This window comes from Micromonospora sp. WMMD734 (assembly GCF_049178975.1).
GTDB classification, from domain to species: domain Bacteria; phylum Actinomycetota; class Actinomycetes; order Mycobacteriales; family Micromonosporaceae; genus Micromonospora; species Micromonospora wenchangensis.
Genome location: NZ_JBMHMK010000001.1, coordinates 1,312,211 through 1,335,881, shown reverse-complemented (window position 1 = coordinate 1,335,881; position 23,671 = coordinate 1,312,211). Strand labels below are relative to the sequence as shown.

General features: G+C 72.0%; 22 protein-coding genes and 2 pseudogenes. 7 read left to right on the top strand and 17 right to left on the bottom strand.

The window, feature by feature from the left end:
* Positions 1–7 precede the first annotated feature (7 nt).
* Positions 8–1,381, bottom strand: coding sequence for an aromatic ring-hydroxylating oxygenase subunit alpha (locus ACN267_RS05530; RefSeq protein WP_281896541.1), 1,374 nt, complete (start codon positions 1,379–1,381; stop codon positions 8–10).
* A gap of 309 nt (positions 1,382–1,690) precedes the next feature.
* Here ACN267_RS05530 and ACN267_RS05525 point away from each other — a divergent pair, with 309 nt between their 5' ends.
* Positions 1,691–2,800 (top strand): acetamidase/formamidase family protein, encoded by a 1,110-nt coding sequence (locus tag ACN267_RS05525; protein WP_421488096.1) that lies wholly within the window; start codon positions 1,691–1,693, stop codon positions 2,798–2,800.
* A gap of 245 nt (positions 2,801–3,045) precedes the next feature.
* Here ACN267_RS05525 and ACN267_RS05520 read toward each other — a convergent pair whose 3' ends face one another.
* From ACN267_RS05520 to fdxA, 7 genes are read right to left on the bottom strand one after another with little or no spacing between them, the layout of a single operon-like run.
* Positions 3,046–3,945: a ribokinase gene (locus ACN267_RS05520; RefSeq protein WP_281896536.1), complete on the bottom strand. Its 900-nt coding sequence runs from the start codon at positions 3,943–3,945 to the stop codon at positions 3,046–3,048.
* Positions 3,946–3,951: 6 nt separating this feature from the next.
* On the bottom strand, positions 3,952–4,326 hold the full coding sequence (locus ACN267_RS05515; RefSeq protein ID WP_088647236.1) for a cupin domain-containing protein: 375 nt from the start codon (positions 4,324–4,326) through the stop codon (positions 3,952–3,954).
* Positions 4,327–4,351: 25 nt separating this feature from the next.
* On the bottom strand, positions 4,352–5,230 hold the full coding sequence (locus ACN267_RS05510) for an HpcH/HpaI aldolase family protein (RefSeq protein WP_421488095.1): 879 nt from the start codon (positions 5,228–5,230) through the stop codon (positions 4,352–4,354).
* A 7-nt stretch (positions 5,231–5,237) separates the two neighbouring features.
* Entirely contained in the window at positions 5,238–6,404 is a 1,167-nt protein-coding gene (locus ACN267_RS05505; protein ID WP_204961607.1) for a hypothetical protein, read from the bottom strand.
* Positions 6,401–7,321, bottom strand: coding sequence for a fumarylacetoacetate hydrolase family protein (locus tag ACN267_RS05500; RefSeq protein WP_204961606.1), 921 nt, complete (start codon positions 7,319–7,321; stop codon positions 6,401–6,403). Before ACN267_RS05500 ends, ACN267_RS05505 begins: the two co-directional genes overlap by 4 nt.
* Complete coding sequence (locus tag ACN267_RS05495) at positions 7,318–8,298, bottom strand: NAD(P)/FAD-dependent oxidoreductase (protein ID WP_204961605.1); 981 nt, start codon at positions 8,296–8,298, stop codon at positions 7,318–7,320. The genes ACN267_RS05500 and ACN267_RS05495 overlap by 4 nt, the downstream gene beginning before the upstream one ends.
* Positions 8,298–8,609, bottom strand: coding sequence for a ferredoxin (fdxA, locus tag ACN267_RS05490; protein ID WP_067309107.1), 312 nt, complete (start codon positions 8,607–8,609; stop codon positions 8,298–8,300). Before fdxA ends, ACN267_RS05495 begins: the two co-directional genes overlap by 1 nt.
* A gap of 210 nt (positions 8,610–8,819) precedes the next feature.
* Here fdxA and ACN267_RS05485 point away from each other — a divergent pair, with 210 nt between their 5' ends.
* Together ACN267_RS05485 and ACN267_RS05480 are read left to right on the top strand one after the other, a co-directional pair.
* Positions 8,820–10,154 (top strand): hypothetical protein, encoded by a 1,335-nt coding sequence (locus tag ACN267_RS05485; protein ID WP_421488094.1) that lies wholly within the window; start codon positions 8,820–8,822, stop codon positions 10,152–10,154.
* Between the two features lie 49 nt (positions 10,155–10,203).
* Complete coding sequence (locus ACN267_RS05480) at positions 10,204–11,037, top strand: IclR family transcriptional regulator (protein WP_421488093.1); 834 nt, start codon at positions 10,204–10,206, stop codon at positions 11,035–11,037.
* Positions 11,038–11,095: 58 nt separating this feature from the next.
* Here ACN267_RS05480 and ACN267_RS05475 read toward each other — a convergent pair whose 3' ends face one another.
* From ACN267_RS05475 to ACN267_RS05465, 3 genes are all read right to left on the bottom strand, one after another.
* Positions 11,096–11,851 carry an IclR family transcriptional regulator gene (locus ACN267_RS05475; protein ID WP_204961601.1) on the bottom strand — a complete coding sequence of 252 codons (756 nt, stop codon included), beginning with the start codon at positions 11,849–11,851 and terminating at the stop codon, positions 11,096–11,098.
* Between the two features lie 101 nt (positions 11,852–11,952).
* Positions 11,953–12,405 (bottom strand): nuclear transport factor 2 family protein, encoded by a 453-nt coding sequence (locus ACN267_RS05470; RefSeq protein ID WP_245855058.1) that lies wholly within the window; start codon positions 12,403–12,405, stop codon positions 11,953–11,955.
* The gene (locus ACN267_RS05465; protein WP_240762839.1) at positions 12,393–12,806 is read right to left on the bottom strand and encodes a VOC family protein; all 414 of its coding nucleotides are present in this window, start codon (positions 12,804–12,806) and stop codon (positions 12,393–12,395) included. Before ACN267_RS05465 ends, ACN267_RS05470 begins: the two co-directional genes overlap by 13 nt.
* 222 nt (positions 12,807–13,028) lie before the next feature.
* On the opposite strand from ACN267_RS05465, the gene ACN267_RS05460 reads away from it, so the two are divergent.
* The gene (locus ACN267_RS05460) at positions 13,029–14,057 is read left to right on the top strand and encodes an aldo/keto reductase (protein WP_421488092.1); all 1,029 of its coding nucleotides are present in this window, start codon (positions 13,029–13,031) and stop codon (positions 14,055–14,057) included.
* Positions 14,058–14,168: 111 nt separating this feature from the next.
* On the opposite strand, the gene ACN267_RS05455 is transcribed toward ACN267_RS05460, so the two are convergent.
* The 3 genes from ACN267_RS05455 to ACN267_RS05445 form a co-directional block, all read right to left on the bottom strand.
* On the bottom strand, positions 14,169–15,371 hold the full coding sequence (locus tag ACN267_RS05455; protein ID WP_421488091.1) for a helix-turn-helix domain-containing protein: 1,203 nt from the start codon (positions 15,369–15,371) through the stop codon (positions 14,169–14,171).
* Positions 15,358–15,528, bottom strand: a complete 171-nt coding sequence (locus tag ACN267_RS05450) for a hypothetical protein (RefSeq protein WP_421488090.1) — start codon at positions 15,526–15,528, stop codon at positions 15,358–15,360. The genes ACN267_RS05455 and ACN267_RS05450 overlap by 14 nt, the downstream gene beginning before the upstream one ends.
* A gap of 187 nt (positions 15,529–15,715) precedes the next feature.
* Complete coding sequence (locus ACN267_RS05445; RefSeq protein ID WP_421488089.1) at positions 15,716–16,927, bottom strand: helix-turn-helix domain-containing protein; 1,212 nt, start codon at positions 16,925–16,927, stop codon at positions 15,716–15,718.
* Between the two features lie 179 nt (positions 16,928–17,106).
* Here ACN267_RS05445 and ACN267_RS05440 point away from each other — a divergent pair.
* The 3 genes and pseudogenes from ACN267_RS05440 to ACN267_RS05430 form a co-directional block, all read left to right on the top strand.
* A pseudogene (locus tag ACN267_RS05440) lies at positions 17,107–17,277 on the top strand (IS3 family transposase); the annotation flags it as partial.
* A 509-nt stretch (positions 17,278–17,786) separates the two neighbouring features.
* Positions 17,787–20,351, top strand: a complete 2,565-nt coding sequence (locus tag ACN267_RS05435; protein WP_421488088.1) for a pentapeptide repeat-containing protein — start codon at positions 17,787–17,789, stop codon at positions 20,349–20,351.
* Complete coding sequence (locus tag ACN267_RS05430) at positions 20,348–21,325, top strand: hypothetical protein (RefSeq protein ID WP_421488087.1); 978 nt, start codon at positions 20,348–20,350, stop codon at positions 21,323–21,325. Before ACN267_RS05435 ends, ACN267_RS05430 begins: the two co-directional genes overlap by 4 nt.
* 6 nt (positions 21,326–21,331) lie before the next feature.
* Here the strand turns inward: ACN267_RS05430 and ACN267_RS05425 are convergent.
* The 3 genes and pseudogenes from ACN267_RS05425 to ACN267_RS05415 form a co-directional block, all read right to left on the bottom strand.
* Positions 21,332–21,550: pseudogene (locus tag ACN267_RS05425) on the bottom strand (helix-turn-helix domain-containing protein); the annotation flags it as partial.
* 270 nt (positions 21,551–21,820) lie between these two features.
* On the bottom strand, positions 21,821–22,423 hold the full coding sequence (locus ACN267_RS05420; RefSeq protein WP_421488086.1) for a response regulator: 603 nt from the start codon (positions 22,421–22,423) through the stop codon (positions 21,821–21,823).
* A complete protein-coding gene (locus ACN267_RS05415) occupies positions 22,420–23,667 on the bottom strand; it encodes a sensor histidine kinase (protein WP_421488085.1) in 1,248 nt (415 codons plus the stop codon). The genes ACN267_RS05420 and ACN267_RS05415 overlap by 4 nt, the downstream gene beginning before the upstream one ends.
* Positions 23,668–23,671: the final 4 nt, after the last annotated feature.

Sequence of the window (23,671 nt, the reverse complement as noted above, 5' to 3'; positions counted from 1 at the left end):
GACACGCTCACTTGCCCGCACCCCCCGCGGCGGGTCCGGCGGCGGGCGTACCGGCCGGCGGGTCGCCGGCCACGCTGGTGCTCGCCCCGACCTTCTCGGCCCAGCGTCGCCAGAAGCTGCGCATCGCGCCCTCGTCGATCGAGCGGCCCTGGTTGCCCTGCTTCTCGTTGGCCATGCCCCGGGACATGTCGCTCCAGTCGTGGGCGGGGTCGACCGCGTCGGCGGTCGCGGTGATGCCGCGCTGCACCGCCTCGTACGCCTCGATGTCGTCGGGGGTGGCCAGGCCGCCCGGCCCGACGAAGCTGACCATCGTCTTGATCCGCAGCGCGCGGACCGACTCCGGCTCGCCGACCTCGACGAACTGCCACGCCCGCACGTCGGTGCGGTCGGCGGCGACCGGTTCGAGCTGCCTGATGGTCAGCGCCTCCAGGTCGAACAGCAACAGGTTGGGGAAGACGAACAGGATGCGGCTGGCGTCGGCCACCTCGGCGGCGAGTTCGGGGCCGAGACGGGCCTCCAGCTCGCGGCGCTTGGCGACGGTGCGGGTCTTCTCCTCGTCGCCGAAGCGGGGCTCCCAGACCATCCCGATCCGGCCGTTGTGCCCGGTGAGCACGAGCAGCCCGTGGCCGCCGCCGAGGTCGTAGGCGTACTGGTCGTCGTCGGTGACGGCGAACCCGGTCTCGCGCAGGTAGCCGACGAAGGTGTTGTGGGTGGGGGCGAAGTGGTAGCCGTCCATCGCGTTCTCGACGGCGAGCTTCCAGTTGCCCTTCACGCTGTAGAGCTGCACGCCCGGCAGGGTGGTCATGCCGTGCTCGCCGATCTTCGCGGTCAGCGACATGTAGTGCGCGGCCGGTCCGAGGTGGGTCAGCAGGTCGGGCACGTCCGCGTCGAAGGCGACGAAGACGAAACCCTCGTGGATCTGGAGCCGGGGCACCTGGCGCAGCGCCATCGACGCCCGGAAGGCGGGGTCGTCGGGGTACGCGTCGTCGCCGGGCAGCGCGGCCAGTTCGCCGGAGTTGCTGAACGCCCAGGCGTGGTAGAAGCACTGGAAGAACTTCGTGTTGCCCTCGCTGTGCCGGCACAGCACGGTGCCCCGGTGGGTGCAGGCGTTGAAGAAGGCCCGCACCTCGCCCCCGGCGTCCCGGCAGAAGATCAGCGGTCGACCGCCGAGGGTGCGGGTCTTGAAGTCACCCGCCTTCGGGATCTCGGTCTCGTGGCCGAGATAGAGCCAGGTGTGATTCCAGATCCGGTCGATCTCGGTCCGGAACACCTCGGGGTCGCGGTACGCCGAGCGGTGCACGCGGAACCGCAGCGCCTCCCAGTCCTCGTCGATCATCGCGCCGGCTGCACCGAGCGGACGTACCGGCGTCTGCTGCGCCATCACCTCACCGCCTTCTACGTCATGCGAGACAGCATCTCGCTACACGATGCTGCTACTCGGCCATGGCAACTGTCAAGAGCAGGGCAGACTCCGACACCGGGTTACTCGCTGTTAATACGAACGCAACACGCAACTGTTGCTTCGCCGGTCACGATCCCCTACATCCGACATGGCCCGGCCGATCCGCCCGCCCCGATCGCCGGCCCTTGGACGCGGCCCGCGCATCCCGTCGCCGGCCGCCGGCCACCCGCACCGGGCAGCGCCGTCCCGTCGCACCGCCAGCCGGTGTCACCCCTTCCGGAGGATGTCATGCTCCAGCCGCACGATGGCCCGATCGGTGGAACCCACTACCTGCCCAGCACCCCGGACACCTGCCTGTGGGGCCGGCTGCCCGACCGGCGGCACGAACCCGTGCTCCGGGTCGACTCCGGCGAGACCGTGACCATCGACACGCTCAGCCACGAGGGCATCCTGGAGGACCAGGGCCGCGACCCGGTCGGCTTCCTCAAGCAGTTCGACGTGCCCACCGACCGGGTCCTCACCGACGCCCGCGACCTGGCCGCCTCCGACGTCGCCCACGACTACGACGCCGACGGCCCGCACGTGGTCACCGGCCCGATCACGGTGGCCGGAGCCGAACCCGGCGACCTGCTCCGGATCGAGGTGCTCGACCTGCTCGTCCGCGCCCCGTACGGCTTCATCAGCAGCCGGCACGGCTACGGCGCGCTGCCCGGCGAGTACCCGCTCACCCCCACCGACACCGGCCCGGAGGGCGACGGCCCCCGGGAGTACGGCACCGTCAGCCACTTCACCGAGGTGATCCACCACGGCGGCCGGCTGTTCGGCACCCTGCCGTACGGCGACGGCCGGGCGGCCCGCTTCCCGCTCGCCCCCTTCCTCGGCCTGATGGGCGTCGCCGTGGACACCGACGAGCCGGTGCACTCGGTGCCGCCCGGCGCGTTCGGCGGCAACCTCGACATCAACGAACTCCAGGTCGGCTCCACCCTCTACCTGCCGGTGCAGCTGCCCGGGGCGGGCTTCTACGCCGGTGACCCGCACTACGCCCAGGGCGACGGTGAGGTGGCGCTGACCGCCCTGGAGGCGCCACTGCGGGCCACCCTGCGGCTGTCGGTGATCCCCGGGGCACAGGCCGGTGGCCTGGTCGGGGCCGTCGACGGGCCGTTCGCCGAGACCGCCACCCACTGGCTGCCGGTCGGCCTGCACGGCGACCTCGACGAGGCGATGCGGAGGGCCGTCCGGGCCGCCGTCGACTTCCTCGTCCGCACCCAGGGCATGCCCCCGCAGACCGCGCTGGCCTACCTGAGCGCCGCCGCCGACTTCGAGGTGAGCCAGGTCGTCGACGGGGTGAAGGGCATCCACTGCCTGATCCGCAAGGCCGACTTCCCGGCCCACTTCTGACCGACGACGCGTCCCGGCCCGTGGCGGTGTGCCGCGGGCCGGGGCGGGCGGCGCACCGACGCGCGCAGGGGTCGCCGCCACGCCGCTGCCCCCGACCGGGACGGGCCGGGGGCAGCGGACGCAGCCGGCCGGAGCCGGGCCGCACCGTCACCGACAGGCGGCATGCGACGGGCGGCAGGACCGGGGACCGCGGCGGCGACGGCCGGGCCGGGTGGCGCTGCCCGGCCGGGCCGACGGGGTGGGGTTCAGGCGCTGGCGGGCACCTCGACGCGACGGGGTGCGGCCTCCATCGCCCCGGGCCGGGTGACCGTCACCGCTGCCGCCCGGCTCGCCCACCGGGCCGCCTCGTCGATCGCCGCGCCGTCGAGCAGCGCGTCGGCCAGGGCGGCGCAGAAGGTGTCCCCGGCACCGGTGGCGTCGACCGCGTCGACCCGCTCCGCCGGGATCAGCCACTGCCGGTCGGTGGTCACCACCAGCGCGCCGTCACCGCCGAGGGTCACCACCACCGGCCCCCGGGTGCCCAGCGACCGGGCCATCGCGGCCAGCGCGTCGGCCCCGGCGTCCGTCGGTGGCGCGCCGGCCAGGGCGGCCAGCTCCCCCCGGTTGGGCACCAGCACGTCGACCCGGGCCAGGGTGGCCGGGTCGACCGGGCGGGCCGGTGCCGGGTTGAGCACCACCAGCCCCTCGGCCAGCCGGACCGCCTCGGCCACCACCGCCGCGTCGACCTCCTGTTGCAGCAGCACCGCCCGCGCCGACCCGAGCAGGTCACGCAGCGGGCCGAGATGCTCGGCGGCGAGCCACATGTTCGCCCCCGAACTGACCGCGATGGTGCTGTCGCCGTCGGCGGTGACCAGCACGATCGCCTGCCCGGTCGGGCGGGGGGCGCGCAGCACCGCCTCGGTGGCCACCCCCTCGGCGGCGATCAGCCCGAGCAGCCAGTCGCCGTCGGCGTCGATGCCGACCGCGCCGACCATCGCCACCCGGCGACCCAGCCGGGCGGCGGCGACGGCCTGGTTGGCGCCCTTGCCGCCGCCGGCCCGCCGGTGGTCGGCCGCGCCGAGCACCGTCTGCCCGGGGGCGGGCAGCTCGTGCAGCGGCACCACCACGTCCACGTTGAGGCTGCCCACCACCACGATGTCGGTCATCGCCGGTCAGCCCTGCCCGGGACGCCAGGCGTGCGGCAGGAAGTCCGCCCGGGGCGGGGCGAAGACGTCCACGTTGATGCACGGGCCCTCGGTCGGTTCGATGTAGTGCTCCGCGCCGCGCGGCACCAGCAGCATCGAACCCGGCCCCATCGGGTGCGGCACGCCGTCGACGTAGTAGTTGCACCGGCCGCCGAGGATCAGCACCAGCTGGTCGAAGTCGTCGTGGTGGTGCGGGTTGAGGTCCATCCCGACGGCCAGTTCGTGCCAGGCGAAGAGGACCTCGTCGGTGGCGTACACCTTGCGGCGCACCCCGGGCCGGACGTCGGTGGCCGGGATGTCGTCCCAGTTGACCGAGGTGCGGTAGAGCTGCGGGTTGAGCATGTGAACGCGTCCCTTCTCGGGCGGGTCAGAGGGGTGCGGCGAGCCGACGCAGGCCGGTGCCGAGCAGGTGCAGGTCCGAACCGACGACCAGGTAGCGCGCGTCGGTCAGGCCACAGCGGTCCAGCGCCGCGGCGGACCGCTCGGGCACCCAGCCGCCGAGGTGGGTCCCGGTCGTGCGGGCCGCGGCGGCGATGTCCCCGGTACGTCGCAGCAGCGGCCCCGGGTCGTCGGTGGTCGACAGGCCCAGGCTCACCGCCAGGTCGGTGGTCCCGACGAAACCCACGTCCACCCCGGCCAGCAGGGCGGGCAGCGGGTCGTCGGTGGTCGCCGTCTCGATCTGGGCCACCAGTACGGGCGGGTGCTCGGCCTCCACCGCGAGGTACCGGTCCAGGCCGTCGCCGCCGTACCCGGCCGACGGGTGCGCCAGGCTGATGCTGCGCCGCCCGTGCGGGGCGTACCGGCTGGCCGAGCGCAGCGCCTCGACGTCGGCCCGGCGGCGCACCGTCGACAGCTGGATCCCGACGGCCCCGGCCTCCAGCAGCCGGTTGACCTGGCCGGGGTCGACGGCCGGCACCCGGACCAGCGCCGGCAGGCCGGCCAGGGCGGCGAGCCGGAGCTGGTCGGTGGCGATCCGCTCGTCCAGGCCGGAGTGCTCCAGGTCGATCACGACGAAGTCGAGTCCGGAACGGGCGGCCAGGGCGATCACGTCACCGCCGGGCAGCTTGACGAAGGTGCCGGCGAGCTGACCCCCGGCGCGCAGGGTCGCCCGCAGCCGGGAGCGGTGGCCGTGCACCCCGGCCGGCGGGGTCGGCTCGACGGAGGTCGGCGGCGTCTGCCCGACGGACGTGGACGGGGTCGGCTGGGCCGGCCCCGGCTCGCCGGACACCGGCCCGACGGCGGACATCAGGGCCTCACGCCCCGGTGGCGGGCAGCCCGCGCCACGGCACGGTCGGCACCTGCTCGCCGCCGAGCAGCACCACGCTCGGCTCCAGCCGGGGTGCGGTGATCGTGTTGCCGGCGGCGTCGGGGAGCACCGCCTCCTCGGCCTCGGCCAGCACGGTGACGTGGGCCGGGCCGCCCTCGACCAGGGTGCCGTAGCCCTCGGCGTCCAGGCCGGTCAGCCGGGCCGGCGCGGTCGTCACCCGGGGCACCAACTGCTCCAGCGTCATCCCCATCGCGCGCAGCTTGGCCATGCTGGTGACCAGGTCGAACACCGGGCCGCGCCAGTTGCGGGCGCTGGTGTCGGAGGTGACCACGTCGGGCAGGAAACCCTGCTCGATCGCCGGACGGGCGACGGCAAAGCTGAGGTTGCTCTTGCCGTGGGCGGATTCGAACAGCACCCCGCGCTCGCGGGCGGCGTACACCTCGGGCAGCACGGTGCCGTCGTTGAGGATGCCGTACGGCTTGCCGGTGTAGCAGTGCGCCACCACGTCGCCGGGGCGCAGCAGGGGCAGGATCACCGGCAGCGGCTCCGGCGTCTCCCCGATGTGGATCATCAGCGGCAGGCCGGCCTCGGCGGCGAGCGCCAGGGAACGCTTGAGCAGCGGACGCCAGTCCAGCCCGACGACGTCCTCGGAGAGCCGGATCTTGAACCCACGCACCCGGTGCGGGTTCGCCTCGGCCACCGCCAGGGCGTCCTCGGGGACCAGCGTGCCTGGGTTGATCAGCTCACCGAACCGGAAGTCGATCAGGCCGAGGACCGAGACGTTGAGGAAGTTCACCAGCCGCATCCGGGCCGGCTCGGCGACGTACTTCTCGAACGCGGCGAAGGTGGACGCGCCGACGGTGCCGGCGTCGCAGGCGGCGACGACGCCCCGGTGCAGGTGCGCCTCGTCCGGCGGGGCCCCGACCTTGGAGACCTCGGCGAAGATGTGGGTGTGCGCCTCGACCAGGCCGGGCAGCACGTACTGCCCGGCGCAGTCGACCACCCGGTCGGCGGCGGCGGCGAGGCCGGGCGCGATCCGGGCCACCCGGTCGCCGGTCACCGCGACGTCGGCGACCTGGCTGGCTCCGGTCTGACCGTCGAACACCTGGCCACCGGCCAGCACCAGGTCGTACCGCTCGGAATTCTCACTCATGACATCGGGCTCTCTGTGCGAAGCGAGTGGGTCGACGCGTCGACGGCGGCCGGCGCGGGGTGGTCCGGGCTCTCGGCACCGAACCGGGTACGCAGGGGCAGCACCCCGGCGACGGTCACCTCCACCTGGTCGCCGGGGCGCAGGAAGCAACCCCGGTCCTGGCCGGTGCCGGTCGGGGTGCCGGTGAGCACCACGTCACCGGGCTCCAGCACCACGTACCTGGTGATCCAGGCGAGCAGGTCGGGCACCGGGAAGATCAGGTCGGCGGTGCTGGCCTGCTGGCGCAGCTCGCCGTTGACCGTGGTGCGGACGCCGATGGCGTCGCGGTCGGCGACCGCGCCCAGGCCGAGCACCGAGGCGCCCAGGGCACCGAACCCGGGGAAGCTCTTGGCCAGGGTGGGATTGCCCGTGGCGGCCATCACGTCCCGGGCGGTCAGGTCGTTGGCGGCGGTGATCGCGGCGAGGTGCGCCCAGACCTGCCCGGCCGGGGTGTGGTGCATCCGGGCGCCGACGACCAGGGCGACCTCGCCCTCGTAGTCGGGCTGGCTGCTCACCGAGCCGGGCAGCGGCACGGTGTCCCCGGGGCCGGAGCCGGCGCTCGGCGATTTCAGGTAGAGCACCGGCTGGGTGGGCAGGGCCCGGCCGGTGGTGCGGGCCTTGCAGTGGTAGTTCAGCCCGACGCCCCACACCGCGCGGGTCCCGGCCAGCGGCGGGCGCAGGTCGCCGACGAGGGTCTCCAGCGGTAGCCGGCGGCGGACCCGGGCCTCGGCGGCGGGGGCGAACCCCCGGCCGGCGCGCAGCAGGGCGGCCACGTCCGGGGTGGGCAGGTCGAGCAGTTCGACGTCGTCGCCGGTGATCCGGCCCAGCCCGTACCGGGTGACGACGAGGTGCGCGTCGGTGGGCGCGGGGGCGGTCATACCGCGTCCGAGGAGTGGCCGGGTACGGTGCCGAGCGCCGGGTTGACCAGTGGGGCCAGGTTGTTGACGGCGGCGGCGGCCTCACCGAAGCCGACCGAGATCAGCCGGACCTTGCCGTCGTAGTCGGTGATGTCGCCGGCGGCGAAGACCCGGGGCAGGTTGGTCCGCATCGACCGGTCCACGGCGACGTAGCGGCGACGCATCTCCAGCCCCCAGCGTTCCATCGCGCTCAGGTCGGCGATGAAGCCGAGCGCGGCGACCACCGCCTGGGCGGGCAGGGTCTGCCGGCCCTCGCCGCGTACCTCGGCGATCCGCACCGCCTCGACGTGCTGTTCCCCGTCGATCCCGCTGACCTCGTACGGGGTGAGCACCCGCACGGTCGACTCGTGCAGCTGGGTGACGCTGCGTTCGTGGGCGCGGAACTGCGGTCGCCGGTGCACCAGGGTGACGCTGCTGGCGTACGGCTCCAGGGCCAGCGCCCAGTCGACGGCGGAGTCGCCACCGCCGACCACGACGACGTCCTGCCCGGCGAGTTCCTCCAGCCGGGGGACGAAGTAGCGCAGGCCCCGGCCGAGGTGGTCGCTGCCGACGGGCAGCTCCCGGGGGGTGAAGGTGCCGATGCCGGCGGTCAGCAGCACGGCCGCCGCCCGGACCTGGGTGCCGCTGTCGGTGCCGATGAGCACGTGGTCCTCGGCGCAGGTCAGCTCGATGGCGCTCTGCCCGAGCAGGAACGTCGGCTTGGCGGTGGCGGCCTGGGTGAGCAGGGCGTCGACGAGTTCCTGGCCCCGGACGGCGGGCAGCCCGGCGATGTCGTAGATCGCCTTCTCGGGGTAGAGGGCGGCGATCTGCCCGCCGGCCTCGGGCAGCGAGTCGATCACCGCCACGCTCATCCCGCGGAAGCCGGCGTAGTAGGTGGCGTAGAGGCCGGCCGGGCCGGCGCCGATGATCGCGAGGTCGACCTCGTGCCGCTCGGTCATCAGCCGGCGCTTTCCGCGATGGCCGGGTGGTCGTGGCCGACCCGGCCGATCTTGCGGGCGCCGCCCGGGGTGCCGATCTCGGTGAAGAACTCGGCGTTGATCGGCCCGAACCGGGCGCGGTCGGCGGGCAGGTCGTCGAGGTGGAAGATCGAGGTGACCGGGCAGACCGGCTCGCAGCGCCCGCAGTCGACGCACTCGTCCGGGTTGATGTACATCATCCGGTCGCCCTCGTAGATGCAGTCCACCGGGCATTCCTCGACGCAGGACCGATCCTGTACGTCCACACATTCGTCGGTGACCACGTAGGTCATCGGTCCTCCTGCGGTTCGGTCGGCCGGCCGCATCCGCGCCGCAGCGGCAGGTCCGGACGGGCAGCCGATCCGGGTGCCGGGCCCGTTCCGCGACGTCGCCGGATGCGGGGCGATGTCGTTTGGTGTCAGGCCACGCTAGAGACCCGGCCCAGAGTATGTCAACATACGAGACGTCATCTTGAATGAAGTCACGCTGGCGAGAGGGAGCGGATGGACGACGAGGTACCGGCGCCCCTGCGCCACGCCGCCGCGCGGGCGGTCGACGAGGCCACCCTGGTCGACGCCCTGGCCGCGCTCACCGCCCAGCCCAGCCCGTACGGTCGGGAGCGGGCCACCGCGCTGCGGGTCGCCGACTGGGCCGCCACCCGCTGGCCGGAGCTGTCCTGGCAGGTCGACCCGCTGGAGCGCACCCCGACCACGCCCGACAGCGCCAACCTGGTCGGCGGCACCGACCTGGGCGACCACCCCGAGCTGTTGATCTACTCGCACCTGGACACCTCGCTGACCGGCGGGAACGACTTCGACGCCCCGATCACCGGCCGGCGCACCCCCGCCCCCGCGCTGGAACTGTCCGGCCCGGCCAACGAGGTGGTCAGCGGCTTCGGCCTCGGGGTGGCGCGGGCCGCGGCCGCCGCCGCCCTGGTCGGCTACGCCGCCGCTGCCGAGACCCTGCGGGCCGCCGGCCGGCCGCACCGGCTGACCCTGCTGCTCGCCGCCACCGGCACCCACCGCGACGACCTCACCGCCGGCCCGGAGGACGGCGTCGCGCCGGCCCCCACCACCGGCGGGGTCCTGCACCACCTGCGCGGGCGGCCACGGCCGGCCGCCGCGATCGTGGCCAAGACCAGCCCACCGGGCATCCTCACCGCCGAACCGGGGGCGATGTTCCTGCGGGTACGCCTGTCCAGCGGGTTCCACCCGGCGCTGTTCCGGGACACCGCCACACCCCCCGGCGGGCTGCTCGCCCACCTCGGCGTGGTGGTCGAGGCGCTGGAGGAGTTCCGCCGGGCCCACCTGGCCCAGCGGGCCGACCCGGACGCCCAGGTCGGGGCGGAACTGGGCCTGGGGGCGGTCCGCGCCGGCCAGCCGGGCAAGCCCGACCTGCTGCCCGGGGTGCTGGACCTGCACCTCTACCTGACCACGGTGCCCGGCGACGATCCGCGGCAGATCACCGACGCGCTGCGGGCCACCCTGACCCGGCGGCTGCGCAACACCCCGCTGGCCGACTGCGGGCTGGCCGTGGCCGGACATCCGGCCCACCCGTCCGCGGCCACCCCGCCCACCGCGCCGATCTGCCGGCACGCCGGCGACGCCTGGCTCGCCGCGTACGGCCGGCCACCGGCGCCGCTGCGCGGGTGGACCGGGTCGACCGACGGGGTGGTGCTGCGCGCCCGGGGGGTGCCCACCGTACGGCTGGGTCCGCCGGCGTTACCGCCCGATCCGGCCGACCCGCGACGGGACCGGTACGCCCTGTCGGAACTGGTGCGTTTCGCCCGGTTGTACGCCGACATCGCGGTGCGCCACCAGCAGGCATCGACAGGCTGACGTGTCATATGCCATGATACTGTCTCACTCTGCGCACAAAGGAATCCAGATGGCGGACGATGCCCCTTCGCCGGTCAAGAGCGCTGACCCCAGCTCACCGGCGATCCAGACCGTGCAGCGCGCGGCGGTCATCCTCAATGCGTTCACCGCGGCCCGCCCGCGCCTGAGCCTCAACGAACTCACCGCCAGCCTCGGCACCAGCAAGGCCACCGCGCACCGCTACACCAAGGCGCTGCGGGAGAGCAACCTGCTGCGCTACGACGAGCGGGAGGGACTTTACTCCCTCGGCCCGCAGATCCTGACCCTCTCCGCCGCCGCCCGCGCGGCGATGCCGGTGATCAGCATCGCCGGCCCGCGCATGCAGCAACTGGTCCGCGAGATCGACGAGACGGTCGTGCTCAGCGTCTGGGACGGCGACACCGCCGTGGTGGTCCGCGCCGACGACAACACCGACCGGGTGATCCGGGTCAGCGTCCGGACCGGCTCCCGGCTGTCCCGCACCGAATCCGCCCAGGGCCGGGTGTTCTGCGCCTTCCTCCCCGAGGCCGACGTGCCGGGGCTGGCCGACGAGATCGCCGCCTCCGCCGAGCTGCGCCGGGAGGTCGAGAAGATCCGACGGACCGGCATCTCGGCCAACACGCCCTCGGCCAACGGGGTCCGCAGCATCGCCGCGCCGATCTTCCGGGGCAGCACCCTGATCGCCGCGATGGCCATCGTCGGCACCACCACCTCGGTCCCCGAGGGCACCGACAGCACACTCGCCATCGCCCTGCAACGCGTCGCCGCCCTGGTCACCGCCGAACTGGGCAGCGGCGGCAACGGCCACCACCTGCCCGGTAACGGCAACGGCCAGCACCCCCCGGCCGGCAACGGCAGCCGCTGACCTGCCACCGCAGCCCGACCGCGGCACGCCGGTCGGGTCACCGGGCCGGCGGTCGGGGTCAGCCCGCGCCGAGCGCCTCGGACAACTCCCGGGCCACCAGCCGCAGGCTGTCCGCCGCCGCGGCCTCCACCGCGCCGGACAGCGCCGTGCTGGTGCCCAGCACGGCCAGCGCGGCCACCACCTGGGTCCGCTCGAACACCGGGGCGGCCAGCACGCGTACCCCGAAATCCTCGGGCGAGTTGGCCGCGTAGCCGTCCCGGCGGACCTGCTCGACGACGGCCCGCAGGCCCGCCGACAGCCGCAGCTGGCGGGCCACCGCGGGCGCCTCGGCGGCCGACAGGTAGGCGCAGAAGACCCGACCCTGCGCCGAGCGCAACAGATCCAACGGCGAACCGGTGCGCACACTGAGCCGCACGTCGCCGCTGGTGTTGTCCATGCAGCGGACCACCGTGGGCGCCTCACCGTTCCACACGCTGAGCACCGAGGTCTGGTTGGTCAGCCGGGTCAGCCGGTCCAGGTGCGGTTCGGCGGCGGTGACGATGGGCAGCGCCGCGCGGGCGGCGGCCTCCATCGCCAGCACCTGCGGACCCAGCGTGTAGGTGGCGGTGGCCGTGTCGAAGCGCAGCAGGTTGGCCGCCCGCAGCGCGCGGGCGTACCGGTGCGCGGTGGCCCGGCTGACGGCCAGGTCGGCGGTCAGCTCGGCCAGGGTGAGCCGGGGCCGCTCCACGGAGAACGCCTGGAGGATGGTGGCGGCCCGCTGCACGGTCTGGATCGCCGGCGCGTCACCTGCCGACTCGTCGACTCCGCCCGTCACCGCGCCACCTCGCACTCGCCGTCCGCCGAAAGGCGAACTCTACCGAGCACGGGCCGGATCCGGCGACACGGACACCACCGCACGCCGGATCCGGAAACCGGCTACGCCGGGCCGCCCGCCCCCGAACCGGGGACGGGCGGCGGTTCGGGTGCCCCTGCGAGCTGGCGGTGCACCTCGCCGCTGTCCCAGTAGTCGACCCGGTGGGCGATCAGGCCGTCGGCGTCGACCCGGAACCGGAACACGCCACGGATGCGCACCGGGGCCCGGCCGGCCGAGGCCAGCCGGAACGACATCCGGTACGCCACCGCCGCCCGGTCGGCGTCGGCGAGCAGTTCCTCCACCTCGTAGCGCAGGTCGACGAACTCGGCCAGGAAGCCGTCGAGCCGGGCCCGGTAGCGGGCCCGGCCGACCACCGTCCGGCCGAGGGCGGCGGTGTGCTCGTTGACGAAGTCGACGCTCACGCAGCCGGCCACGGCATCGGCGTCGTGGGCGTTCAGCGCCGCCAGGTACCGCTGCACGGCGGCGCGGGTGGACGCTGCGGTCAGCTCCCCCACCGACGCCGCACGGTGTCGAAGACCTGCTGGTCGTGGGAGATCTCGATGACGTTGCCGTCGGGGTCCTTCAGCGCGCAGATGTAGCCGACCGGCGGCGGCATCTGACGCGGCTCCCAGTGCAGGCAACCCAGCTCGCGGGCCCGCCCGGCGATCTCGTCGACGTCCGAACGCTGCGGCACCTCGATGCCGATGTGCGCGAACGGGTGCAGCAGGCCGAGCTGGCCGCCCTTGTCCTTGTTGAAGGAGACGAGCACCAGCACGAACGGGGTCTCGACCTGCTTGTCGTTGGAGAGCCAGACGCTCTCGCCGTCGGCGTCGGCGAACCGCTCCACCACCACCAGCGGGGTGAGCGTGGTGTAGAACGAGATCGCCTTGTCGAGGTCGCCGGTAGGCAACGCCACATGCGTCCATCGGGCTTGGGTCAGGCCGGTCGCCACTGTTACCTCCACCGTACCGAAATGTCCATCACTATCGCGTCCACCAGCCTATTCACTCTTTGCCGGCGGGGGCGATGTGCCGGGGACACAAAGCCGGCACGCCGGGTTCGACGCGCCGGGACGGTGCCGTCGGCCGGCCCGCGTGCCAGCGTGGGGGCACATCGCGTACGGGAGGACGATCGGATCATGCAGTACCGCAGACTGGGTGGGACCGGGGTCGAGGTGAGCACCCTCTGCCTGGGCACCATGATGTTCGGCGCCTGGGGCAACACCGACGAGCAGGAGTGCCACCGGATCGTCGCCGAGGCGCTCGACGCCGGGATCAACCTGGTCGACACCGCCGACGTGTACGCCCACGGCGAGTCCGAGGAGATCCTCGGCCGGGCGCTGCGCGGCCGGCGCGACGACGTCGTGCTGGCCACCAAGTTCCACGAGCCGATGGGCGACGACCGCAACCGCCGGGGCAACTCCCGCCGCTGGATCCGGCAGGCGGTCGACGGCAGCCTGCGCCGGCTCGGCACCGACTGGATCGACCTCTACCAGGTGCACCGCCCCGACCCGCTCACCGACGTCGACGAGACCCTCGGCGCGCTGACCGACCTGGTCCGGGAGGGCAAGGTCCGGATGATCGGCACCTCGGCGTTCCCCGCCGAGCAGCTCGTCGAGGCGCAGTGGGTGGCCGAACGCCGGCAGCGGGAACGCTTCACCACCGAACAGCTCGGCTACTCGGTCCTCACCCGGGGTGTCGAGGCCGCCGCTCTGCCCACCAGCGAGCGGTACCGGCTCGGCGTGCTGGTGTTCAGCCCGCTCAACGGCGGCTGGCTGACCGGCAAGTACCGGTCGACGGCCGTACCGGCGGACTCCCGCGCCGGGCGCAACGGCGACCACTTCGACTTCCGCGACGCCGCCGCCCGGGACCGCAAGCTCGCCCTGGTCGACGAGCTGGCCACCCTCGCCGACGAGAGCGGTCTGACGCTGATCGACCTGGCGCTCGGCTTCGTGCTGAGCCACCCGGCGGTCACCAGCGCCATCATCGGCCCGCGTACCCTCGCCCAGCTGCGCAGCCAACTACCCGCCGGGGAGCCGGCCGGGCTGCCGGCCGACGTGCTGGACCGGATCGACGAACTGGTCCGGCCCGGCCACGACGTCAACCCGGCCGACGCCGGCTACCGGCTGCCGGCCCTGACCGACCCGACCCTGCGCCGCCGTCCCTGACCGTCCCGCACAGGGGGCAGCGCCCTTCGGCGGTGAGTCGCCCGGCGTGGCGGGCCTGGAGGATCAGCCGGTTGCGGATCTGGACCAGCGACAGCAACGGGGCGGTCATCCTCAGGTCACCCGGAGGGCGGCGGCGAGCTGGACGATCGTGGCGGGGGCGTGCGGGTCGTGGACGAGTTGGGCGAGCACCGCGCGGGCGGCGGGCCGGTGGCGTACCTCGTAGGGTGCGGTGCGCTCGGCGGCGAGCAGGGCGCGGGCGGCGTTGCCCGGGTCGCCGGCGTGCAGGTAGGCGCGGGCGGCGTCGAGCAGGTGCGCGGCGCGGTGCTCGGCGGGTAGCCACCGCCAGGCGTCACGGGCGACGGTCTTCTCGTGCCACGCCACCGCATCATCCGCGTGGCCCAGGTCGAGAGCGGCGGCGACCCGGGCCAGATCCACCGCGACCGGCCCGAACGCGGTCCGATGGTGGTCGTGCCCGTCGCCGACCCGGGCCGCCATCGCGGCGGCCTCGTCGAGCAGGTCGACGGAGGCCCGATCGTCGCCGTCCCGGGCAGCGGCCAGTGCCGCCTGCACCACAAGCGTCCCGCACAGCGACAGCTCCGCAGCGGGCGCGTCGTCGAGGTCGGGCGGGGCTATCCGGTACGCGGCAGCAAGCGCCGTCGACCTGGCCATCCGAGCCCGCCCCGAAGCTCGGAGCACCTGGCCGAGTTGCACGGTGGCGGTGGCCACCAGCACCGCGTCACCGGCCGCGATGGTCATCGCCCGGTCGGCGGCCAACCACGCCAGATCCACCTCACCCAGTTTGACCAGCAACGACGCGGTGAGCCGGTACGCCTGCACCAATACCGACCGCCCCACCACCGGATCGTCTGCATGGGCACGCTGCGCGGCGACCAACAGGCCCGGGAGCATCCCGGTCACCTGTAGATAGCGGGCATGCTGAAACGTCACCCAGGCGTGGGCGACGTCCCGCGCCAGCCGATCCGCTGACGATGCCTGACCCGGCGCCGCCGGCCGACCCACCACGACGTCGTACGTCGACAACGCCTCCCGGACCCGCCCCACCCCCTCGACCTGCCCGGCCACCTCGGCCGGCAGAACGTCCCGACCGAGCAGCACGCTCGTGTCGATCCGCAGGACGCCGGCGATGTCCTGGAGGGTGGACACCTTGTCCAACGTGCGGACACCCCGCTCCACCTTGTCCACCCAGCTCTTCGACTTGCCCAGCCGATCGGCGAACACCTGCTGCGACAACCTGCGCCGCCCCCGCCAGTACGCCACCCGCCGACCCACCGGCAACACCTCACTGCCGTCCACGACGCCACCGCCGATCCGGCACCGCCCGGGTCGTCTCCTCCACCGGTATCCGGTCCGCCTCGGCCTGTGCGAGCAGCCGCTGCCGCGCCGCCTCCCGCTCCGCCGCCTGGATCTCCTCACCCCGGCTTCCGTCCCGATCACTGTCCTTGTCACCCACGAGCGTCCCCTTCGGAAAGGGCGCGACGGTGTACTGGAGGGCCGCCGCGCCGGATCAGCGGGGCAGTCTTCGCCCCGATGCCGAGCGGGACGCGGCGACCAGGCGAAATCGCACCGCCCGCCGCATCCCGCGCGGAAGACGCTACGTAGGGTGACAGTGCTGAACGGGTAGGGTTCCTACCCCCGGTTCACGGGACGAGGCCGACCTTCACCGCCAGGTCGCGGGCCTCATCGCGGGTGGAACGTGGACCGTCGAGCAGGTCCAGGGTGATCTGTCGGGCGTACCCGTTGAAGCGGATCGTCTCCGGGGCCGACTCGTACGCCTGCCGGAGCGTCGCCACGGTCGTCTCCTTGTCGCCCTTCCCGTAGTGCGCCCGGGCGACCTCGATGAGGTGCCGCGCCCGGCGCGGCCTCGACGGAATCGCCGCCGCCTCGTGCCGACGCGCCTGTCGCACCGCCTCGCCGGGCTTCTGCAACTCCACCGCCACGGTCACCGCATGAGCACCCATGATGACCTGGGAGAACGACGTCTGCGGCTGGTAGAAGCCCTGTGGCAGGCGCTGCGCGACCCGGTCCGCGCGGTCCCAGTACCGCCATGCCCGGCCTTCCTCCCCCGCCCGAGCGGCGGTGTAGGCGGCCTCGAAGTTCAGCGCCCCCCACAGGGCCAGCAGACCCGCATCCCCCTCAGCCGCCCGGGAGTCCAGGGCGGACAGCACGTCCAGCGTCACCGCCATCGCGGTGTCCCAGTCCCCGGTGTCGCGGTGCACCTGCCCCAGGAACCACCCCGCGCGGGCGATCGCCTCGGGGTCGCCCGACTCCTGTGCCGCCACCATCGCCCGATCCGCAACCCGCCAGATCAGCTCCGCAGCGGGCTGGTAGGCGAGGAACATCTGCACCAGCCCGAGCGTCTCGGCCAACAACGCCTGCGCCTGTCGTCGTTGCCCACCCTCATACGCCAACGCGGCATGGTGCACATCCCGCAGCAGCCCGGGCAGCAGGGCGCCCAGCACCGTCCGGTGATCCGACGCCTGATGACGCGCCCGCCACGCCGCCGCGAGCCGCTCCCGCAGGCTGGACAACGACTCGGCCGGGGCGTCCGGGAGGACCACGAAGCGGTTCACCGCGTCCCGCACCGACGCCAGTGCCGGATGCTCCGGGCCGTTGACCACCGCCGACCGGTTGCCCAGTTCGCCAGCGAGGACGGAGACGTCGACCTTGAGGGCGCGCGCGATCCGGTCCAACATGTGAATACGCGGCGGCAGAATGCGATCGGTCTCCACCGCCTTGACCCACTCGGCACTCCGGCCGACCAACCCGCCGAGCACTGCGCGGGTCTTCCCGGAACGCTCCCGGTAGACCTTCAGCCGCTGCCCGAACGTCAACTCCGGCAAAGAATCCACCCCGACCTCCTTGTCAGCACAGGATGCGCCGCCGGCCCACCGGCCGCCGTCACACCAACGCTACCGACCGCCCCGGCACCGCATAACCCTCTTCTGTTGACTGGGTAGACCGGGGGATGAGGTCTACGGGAGCAGGGGATCGACGACATCTCGGGTCGGTGCTGCCCGGCGGACGACCCATCGCCCCCACCGGCGACAACGCTGCCATGGGATCGTTCTTCGGCCTGCTGCAGAACAACGTCCTCGACCGGCGCACCTGGACCACCCGCCAACAGCTCAGGGCCGCGATCGTGACCTGGGCCGAACGGGCCTACCACCGCCGACGACGCCAACGATCCCTGTCCCGGTAGACCCCCATCGAGTACGAGACCACCGTGACCCCACCGGCCAGTCAAACCGCGTGACTGAAACGGTCATCTATCGGTGCAGCAGACCCGCCCCACATGCGCACGCAGCGGCTCGATGACCTCTCATGGCAGATCCCATGCACGTCCAAGAAAAGTGTCCACGCCAAACTTCTCCACCATGTTGGCCATAACCACGGCGAGACTCTAGCCAAGACGCTCTGCCACTCGTTTCCTGATCGACAAGACAGGCTAGGCCCAGCCGCCATTTCGCCGATCTCTGGCCTGTCGCCCAGGAACGCCGCAGCCTTTGTCCACTGTCGATCATCTGAGTAGCGGCAGCGGGAGCCCCTATTCGGTTGATTTGATCGTCGACGCCAGAAGGGTCCGTTGACGCGCCAGGAGTCGAAGGCGATGGCTCAGTCCTAGCTAGGCATCGTTTGGCGCGAGAAGTGGCTGCACCTTGTCGGGAACGCGACTCGCCGGCCGGCTGATCGCTTCGTTCCAATAGTTGGATGAGGCGGAAGCGCAAGTTCCCGCAAGACAAGCCGGAAAGCATCCGTTCATCGTTTCTCACCGGCGCGCGGCCAGCGCCATGGGTTGCCGTGTTCCTGCTCGCGCTGGTTCCGCTCATTTTTGGCGCGACCCTGGGGTTGGTGAATCCGAGCAACACGATTCTGCCTGACATCGGCGCAAGCCTTATCGGCGGCGCGATCACCGGTCTGGTCTTCGCTTTTGTGCAGTACACGATGGCCCAGCGCAATCAGTCCCAGGAGAAGGAGGCTGACCTGCGGCTCCTACTCACCTCTAGCATCAATCTGCCTGGTATCGACCTGTCGGGTCGCAGGCTCACTGATGTCTACCTGCGCGGCAAGAACCTCGAATCGGCCCAGCTCGTGGGTAGCGACCTAACACACGCGGTCCTCGACCGGATCGTGCTCGACGGAGCTGACCTGACCGATGCCGACCTCAGCCGGGCCACCATGAAGGCGGCGCGCGCACGTGAGGCCCGAATGACCCGGTGTCGGCTAACCGAGGCAGATCTGAGCGGCACGGACCTCACCGGGAGCGTGCTCTCGGCCGCGGTTCTCGACGACGCCGACCTGAGCGGCAGCCGCCTCAGTGGAGCGGACCTGACCCGGGCGTCGTTGCTGCGTACGGATCTGGAGGAGGCGCAGCTCGACGGTGCCCAGTTCAGGTACGTCCGGGCTACCTCGGTACGGCTCGCCGGAGCCCGTCTGACCGGCGCTGTCCTGCACTTCGCCGACCTCGGCGGCGGCCATCTGGCACGCGCCGATCTGACCGGCGCGCAGTTGCTCGGTGCCAACCTCTCCGAGGCCGTCCTGACCCTGGCCGATCTCTCCGGCGCTGAACTCACCGGCACTTCGCTGGCCCGGGCCGATCTGACCGGGTGCAAGGCCATTGGCGCGGTACTACGGTCCGTAGACCTCCGTGGAGCGGTCCTCACCGGCTGCGACCTACGCGGCGCCGACCTGACCGATGCCCGGCTGGACGGGGTGCAGGGACGCTGCAGCGCCCGTTCCGATGAACGCACCCGTTGGCCAGAGGACGATCCGGACGGCGCACTCCCGCAGTCGGTTGATGAGAGGTGGATGAAGGTGCGTCGGGTGCTCCTCGTCCCGGCCACGCCTCATGCCGCCGACACCGCCCGGGATATCGCTGCCGAAATGACCCGTCAGCAGGGACTTTCCCGACAGGTGGAAGGTGTGCGAATGTCGTTGCCACTCGCTGTGCGGCCGCCGCGGGCGCTGCGAGTCCGGGCCGGAAGGTTGTCGCCGAGGATCTGGTCGACTGCGACCGTCCGAGTCAGCGTGGCCGGAGAGGCGGTCATCGCCACCGTGGTGTTTCGTGGGCGATCCTGTGTCCTACCGCCCGTCTCGATCGAACGGGGCCTGACCAGTGGGGTCCCGGACGCAGGCTTGAAGCTGACCGCGATCGACGAGGTGACGGCCCGGATTCTCAACGTGGTAGACCCGCGTGACGGCGCTTACTGGTTCGTCCGTGCGTGCGCGACCGCATCTAACCGGATCTGGATCGACGAAGGTCGTCCGTCGACCGCCCGGTGTCGGCGAATCCTGCTCTCCGCGCGCCAAGCAGACCCACTCAGTCCGGTCGTCAACTACGCTCTTGGAGCGCTCGGCTACAACGAATACGAGGGCGAACCAACGAAGACGTCCTTAGAACACTTCGCGGTTGCCTACGCTTCCTCGGGACGTCTCGCTCCCGGCATGGACGGGCTGATCGGGCTTTGCCTGACAGGCACCGCACTAGCCAACTGTCAGCTCTACCACCGGTTCGGCATGGAAACCCCGGGTGTGCTGGCGGCGAGCCGCAGCGCCGCCGCACATGCTGTGGTCAAGACCAGAGAACGTCTGAAGCAGAGAAACCTGTCGCGACGGGTATACCGCAATGCGATGGAGGGCTACGCCCTGGCCCGATACGCCGAGGCGTTCGCCCAGCACGTCACCGAGGAGGAGGACGACGTGCGGGCGTCCATTCCGATCTATGAGGATGCAATCGAGACGCTACGTGCTGTGAACGCCCCGGTCCCAGCCGTGCTGTACAACAACCTCGGCTACCAGCACATGACTGAGGCCGGTCTCAAAGAACGTGGCTCGGATGCCCAGTCGTACCGGAAGGCCCGGGCTTACTTCCTGGAATCCCTGAAGGCGCATCCTGACCTGCATTTCGGCTGGGCCAACCTGGGCAACGTGGACCGGTTGCTCGGCAACCCGGCCGCCGCCGAGAAGAGCTACCAACGTGCCCTCGCAATCGTGGCGGCCGAGGGCGGCAGGTACCCGCAGGGCTGGAACGAGCTGGCCTGCGTGCTGCTGGATCTCGGTGGTCGTGACGACGATGCCTGGACCGCACATCGGCGGGCCGTGACCGAGGGCTCAGCTCCCGCAGTGCGCGCCAAGCTACGCGCCGAATTCGCCAGCCGGCTCATCCTGGTCGGTCATCCGGACAAGGCGGCAGAGGTCGCGCAGGAAGGCCTCGCCGACGATCCGGGCAATCGATATTGCCTTCAGGCGCTGGAGGAGGCACAGTCCGCTTCATGAGCTACTGGGAGGCAGCGCGCAGCCATCCGTTCACCTACCCCGGCGCCCACCCGGACGGCCCGTTCGTCCTCGTGGACAACGAGGTTCATGGCCTGGACCGGAGTCTCACTCTGACTGACGGAACATCACTCAACGATCTGCTCCACACCCGTTCGTTGCCGGCCATCGCCACCCGCTATCCCGTCCTCGCGTACGGCGGCAACCGCAACCCGGCCACCCTGCGCCTCAAGATGAGCCACTACCGATATGCCGCACCCGGTCGTGGCACCGTCGTCCCCGTACTGCCCGCGCGGCTCCGCGGTTTTGACGTGGTGGCCGGCGGCTTGTCCGGTCAGGGCTATCTTTACGCCGACCTGTTCGCCGACGAGCACACCGCAGCCACCGAGCTCGACGTGCACGTGTTGCTGCTCGACGATGACCAGCTGCGGGTCATGCACGATTCGGAAGGTGTTCGGACCGACCTGTACGACGTCGCCGTCCTACACGGCGTCGAGCTGCCCGGACTCGGCCAGAGCGCTGCTCTGGCCTATGTCGGCGTCGCGCCGGTCGTGGTCTCTCCCCTGTTGAACGCCCCGCTCGCCTTTGAAGCGGTCCGCGCCACTGGACGCACCCTGCCCGCATTCGGCACCACCGCGATGGTCGCCCACATGATCAGGGCGGTGGGTCTGTCCAGCGAGATTCGCGCGATCGTCGCTCCTGGAGTCATCGAGCCCATGGATGACATGCAATTGGCCACCGAGCTGATGCGGTACCTGAACGGTCAGTGGTGGTGGCACCAGCACACAGGCCAGCGGCGGCTGCTCGCCTGCGACCGTCTGGAGAAGGCGATCAGGGCAGGGCTAGCCGCTACCTCCCGGCCGTCAAAGACCCGGGACCTGGTGGCCCTGCACGAACCCATTCTCACCCCCGACAACGCCTACCAACCAGGTGGAGAACTCAGGTTCGGCGCCTGCCTGACCAACCTGACAAGATGACCCGCCTCGACGCTGGGCGGGTTCTCCTAGCTGCCCAGGGCGGACAGGACACGGGAACGGCGGACGTTCCAGGGCCGCCGCCAGATCCACCACCATGTACCGGTCGGTGCGCTGCTGCCCCCGCTCGATGCATGACCACGACGTGTGGGAGATGCCGGCCCGGCTGGCCGCGTACCGCACGCTCCAGCCACGCAGCTCACGGCGGGCGCGAATACGATCACCGATCGACGGATCAACAGGAATTGGGCGACGGGGCATCAGCACACTCCCGGGTGACACGAGATCCCCCCTGGCCTGAACCGGCAGGCTGCCACCACGGAACGTACACCCGATCCACCGGATGCGTGACGCCCGCTCACCCGGCCCGCCACCGGATAACGGTGACCATCCGTCGGACACGCGTCGCGTAATCGACTCAATGGCGCCGATGTTGTGGCATCATGGCGCTTCGATACCGCTACTTCGGCGAAATAGTGAAAAGCGTCGGCGGGGCGTTCAGATCCAGCCCTGTTCCCAGGCGATCGTGGCGGCGGCGGCTCGCGAATCGACGTTCAACGTCGCCATCGCGGACGAGATGTGGTTGCGGACGGTGCCGTGGGCGAGGCCGAGCTGCCGCGCGATGTTCTTGGTGGGCAGGCCATCCCGGGTCAGTCTCAGTACGTCGATCTCCCGGGGCGTCAACGGGCTCTCCTGCTCGGTGAGTGCCGACGCGGCGAGGCGGGCGTCGATGTAGCGTTCGCCGGAGGCCACCGACCGGATGATCCTGGCCAGCTCCGACGCCGGGGTGGACTTCGGCACGAACCCGTGCACTCCGGCGTTCAGCGCCCGCTTCAGGGTGCCCGGTCGGGCGTGTCGGGTGACGATGACGACCTGTGTCGTGACGAGACGCAGCAGTCGTCGGGCGGCGTCGACCCCGTCGAGTCCGGGCATTTCCAGATCGAGCAGGGTCAGGTCGGGGTGGTGGGCGACGGCAGCCGCGATTGCGGCTTCACCGTCGGCGACGTCCGCGACGACCTCGATGTCGGGTTCGAGGGAGAGCAACGCCACGAGCGCGCCCCGGATGAGTTCCTCGTCGTCGGCGATCACGATCCGGATCACCGGCGGGTCCTCCGTCGTCTTCTCGGCCGGGTCGGTGCCTCGGGAACCGGCCCCGGCGTGTCGGCGTCCGTCGTGGGCACCCGGACGATCAGCGTGAAGGTGCCGTCCTCCCGGGTGGTCTCGACCGTCCCGCGCTGGGCCGCGACGCGGTCGGCGAGGCCGGCCAGGCCCGTTCCGTCGCCACGCGACGCCCCCGCGGCGTTGTTGGTGACGGTCAGCCGGTACTCCGCCGCGACGCGGACGAGTTCGATGGTGGCTTCGGTCGCCCTGCTGTGCCGCAGCACGTTGGTCACGGCCTCCCTGATCGCGACGGCGAACACCGCGCCGAGGGCGACGGGCAGGTCCGGGGTGTCGATGCGTTCCGTGCAGCGGATGCCGGCGGACCGCAGCACCGCCGCCGCGTTGCGCGCCTCCGTCGCCACGGTGACGGTGCGGTAGTCGTTCACCACGGCACGGGTGTCGTCGAGGGCCACCTGCACGATCCGGCGGATCTCGGCGATCTCCCGGCCGGCCCGCTCGGGCTGACCGGTCAGCAGGCGCTCCGCCAGTTCACTCTTCAACGCGATCACCTGAAGGTTGTGGCCCTGGATGTCGTGCAGGTCGGTCGCGAACCGGAGCCGCTCCTGTGCCACCGCCAGGTCGGAGGCGAGCCTGCGGGCGTGTTCCAGTCGCAGCACCACCTGCTGCACCCAGACCGCGCTCAGGGGCAGCAGCGTGAACAGCGCGAGGGTGCTGATCACGATAGCCTCGGCACCCGCTTCGGCGCGCCACGGCGCGACGGTGGGACGCGGCGGGACCAGCACGCCGATGAGGCCGCCGAGACCGATCGCGGCCCAGGAGCAGAGGATCACCGTCGCGCGCCACCAGCCAGGGACGAGACAACTGAGCACCCCGCCCGCCAGCGCGAGGGTGAACGCCCACCCCCAGCCCGCGAACGGTGGCACGACGGCCACCACCCACACCGCGCCGGACAGCGCCAGCAGCACGAGGACGAGGGGGTGGCGGGGCCTCGCGTCGTCGGGGCCCCGCAGCAACAGCGGGATCGTGGCCAGTCCGGCCAGCACGGCGGCCACCGTCGCGACGACCAGGGCAACCGCCCGCACGCCGGTGGCCGCACCCACGCCGAGCACCAGCTGCACGACGCCACCGATGAGCATCCCCAGCCCCAGGGAGAACGCGGTGAACAGGCGCATCGCCCGGAGGTCGGCGGTCACCCGTGGTGCGCCCGGCCCGGTGTCCGTCACCGGC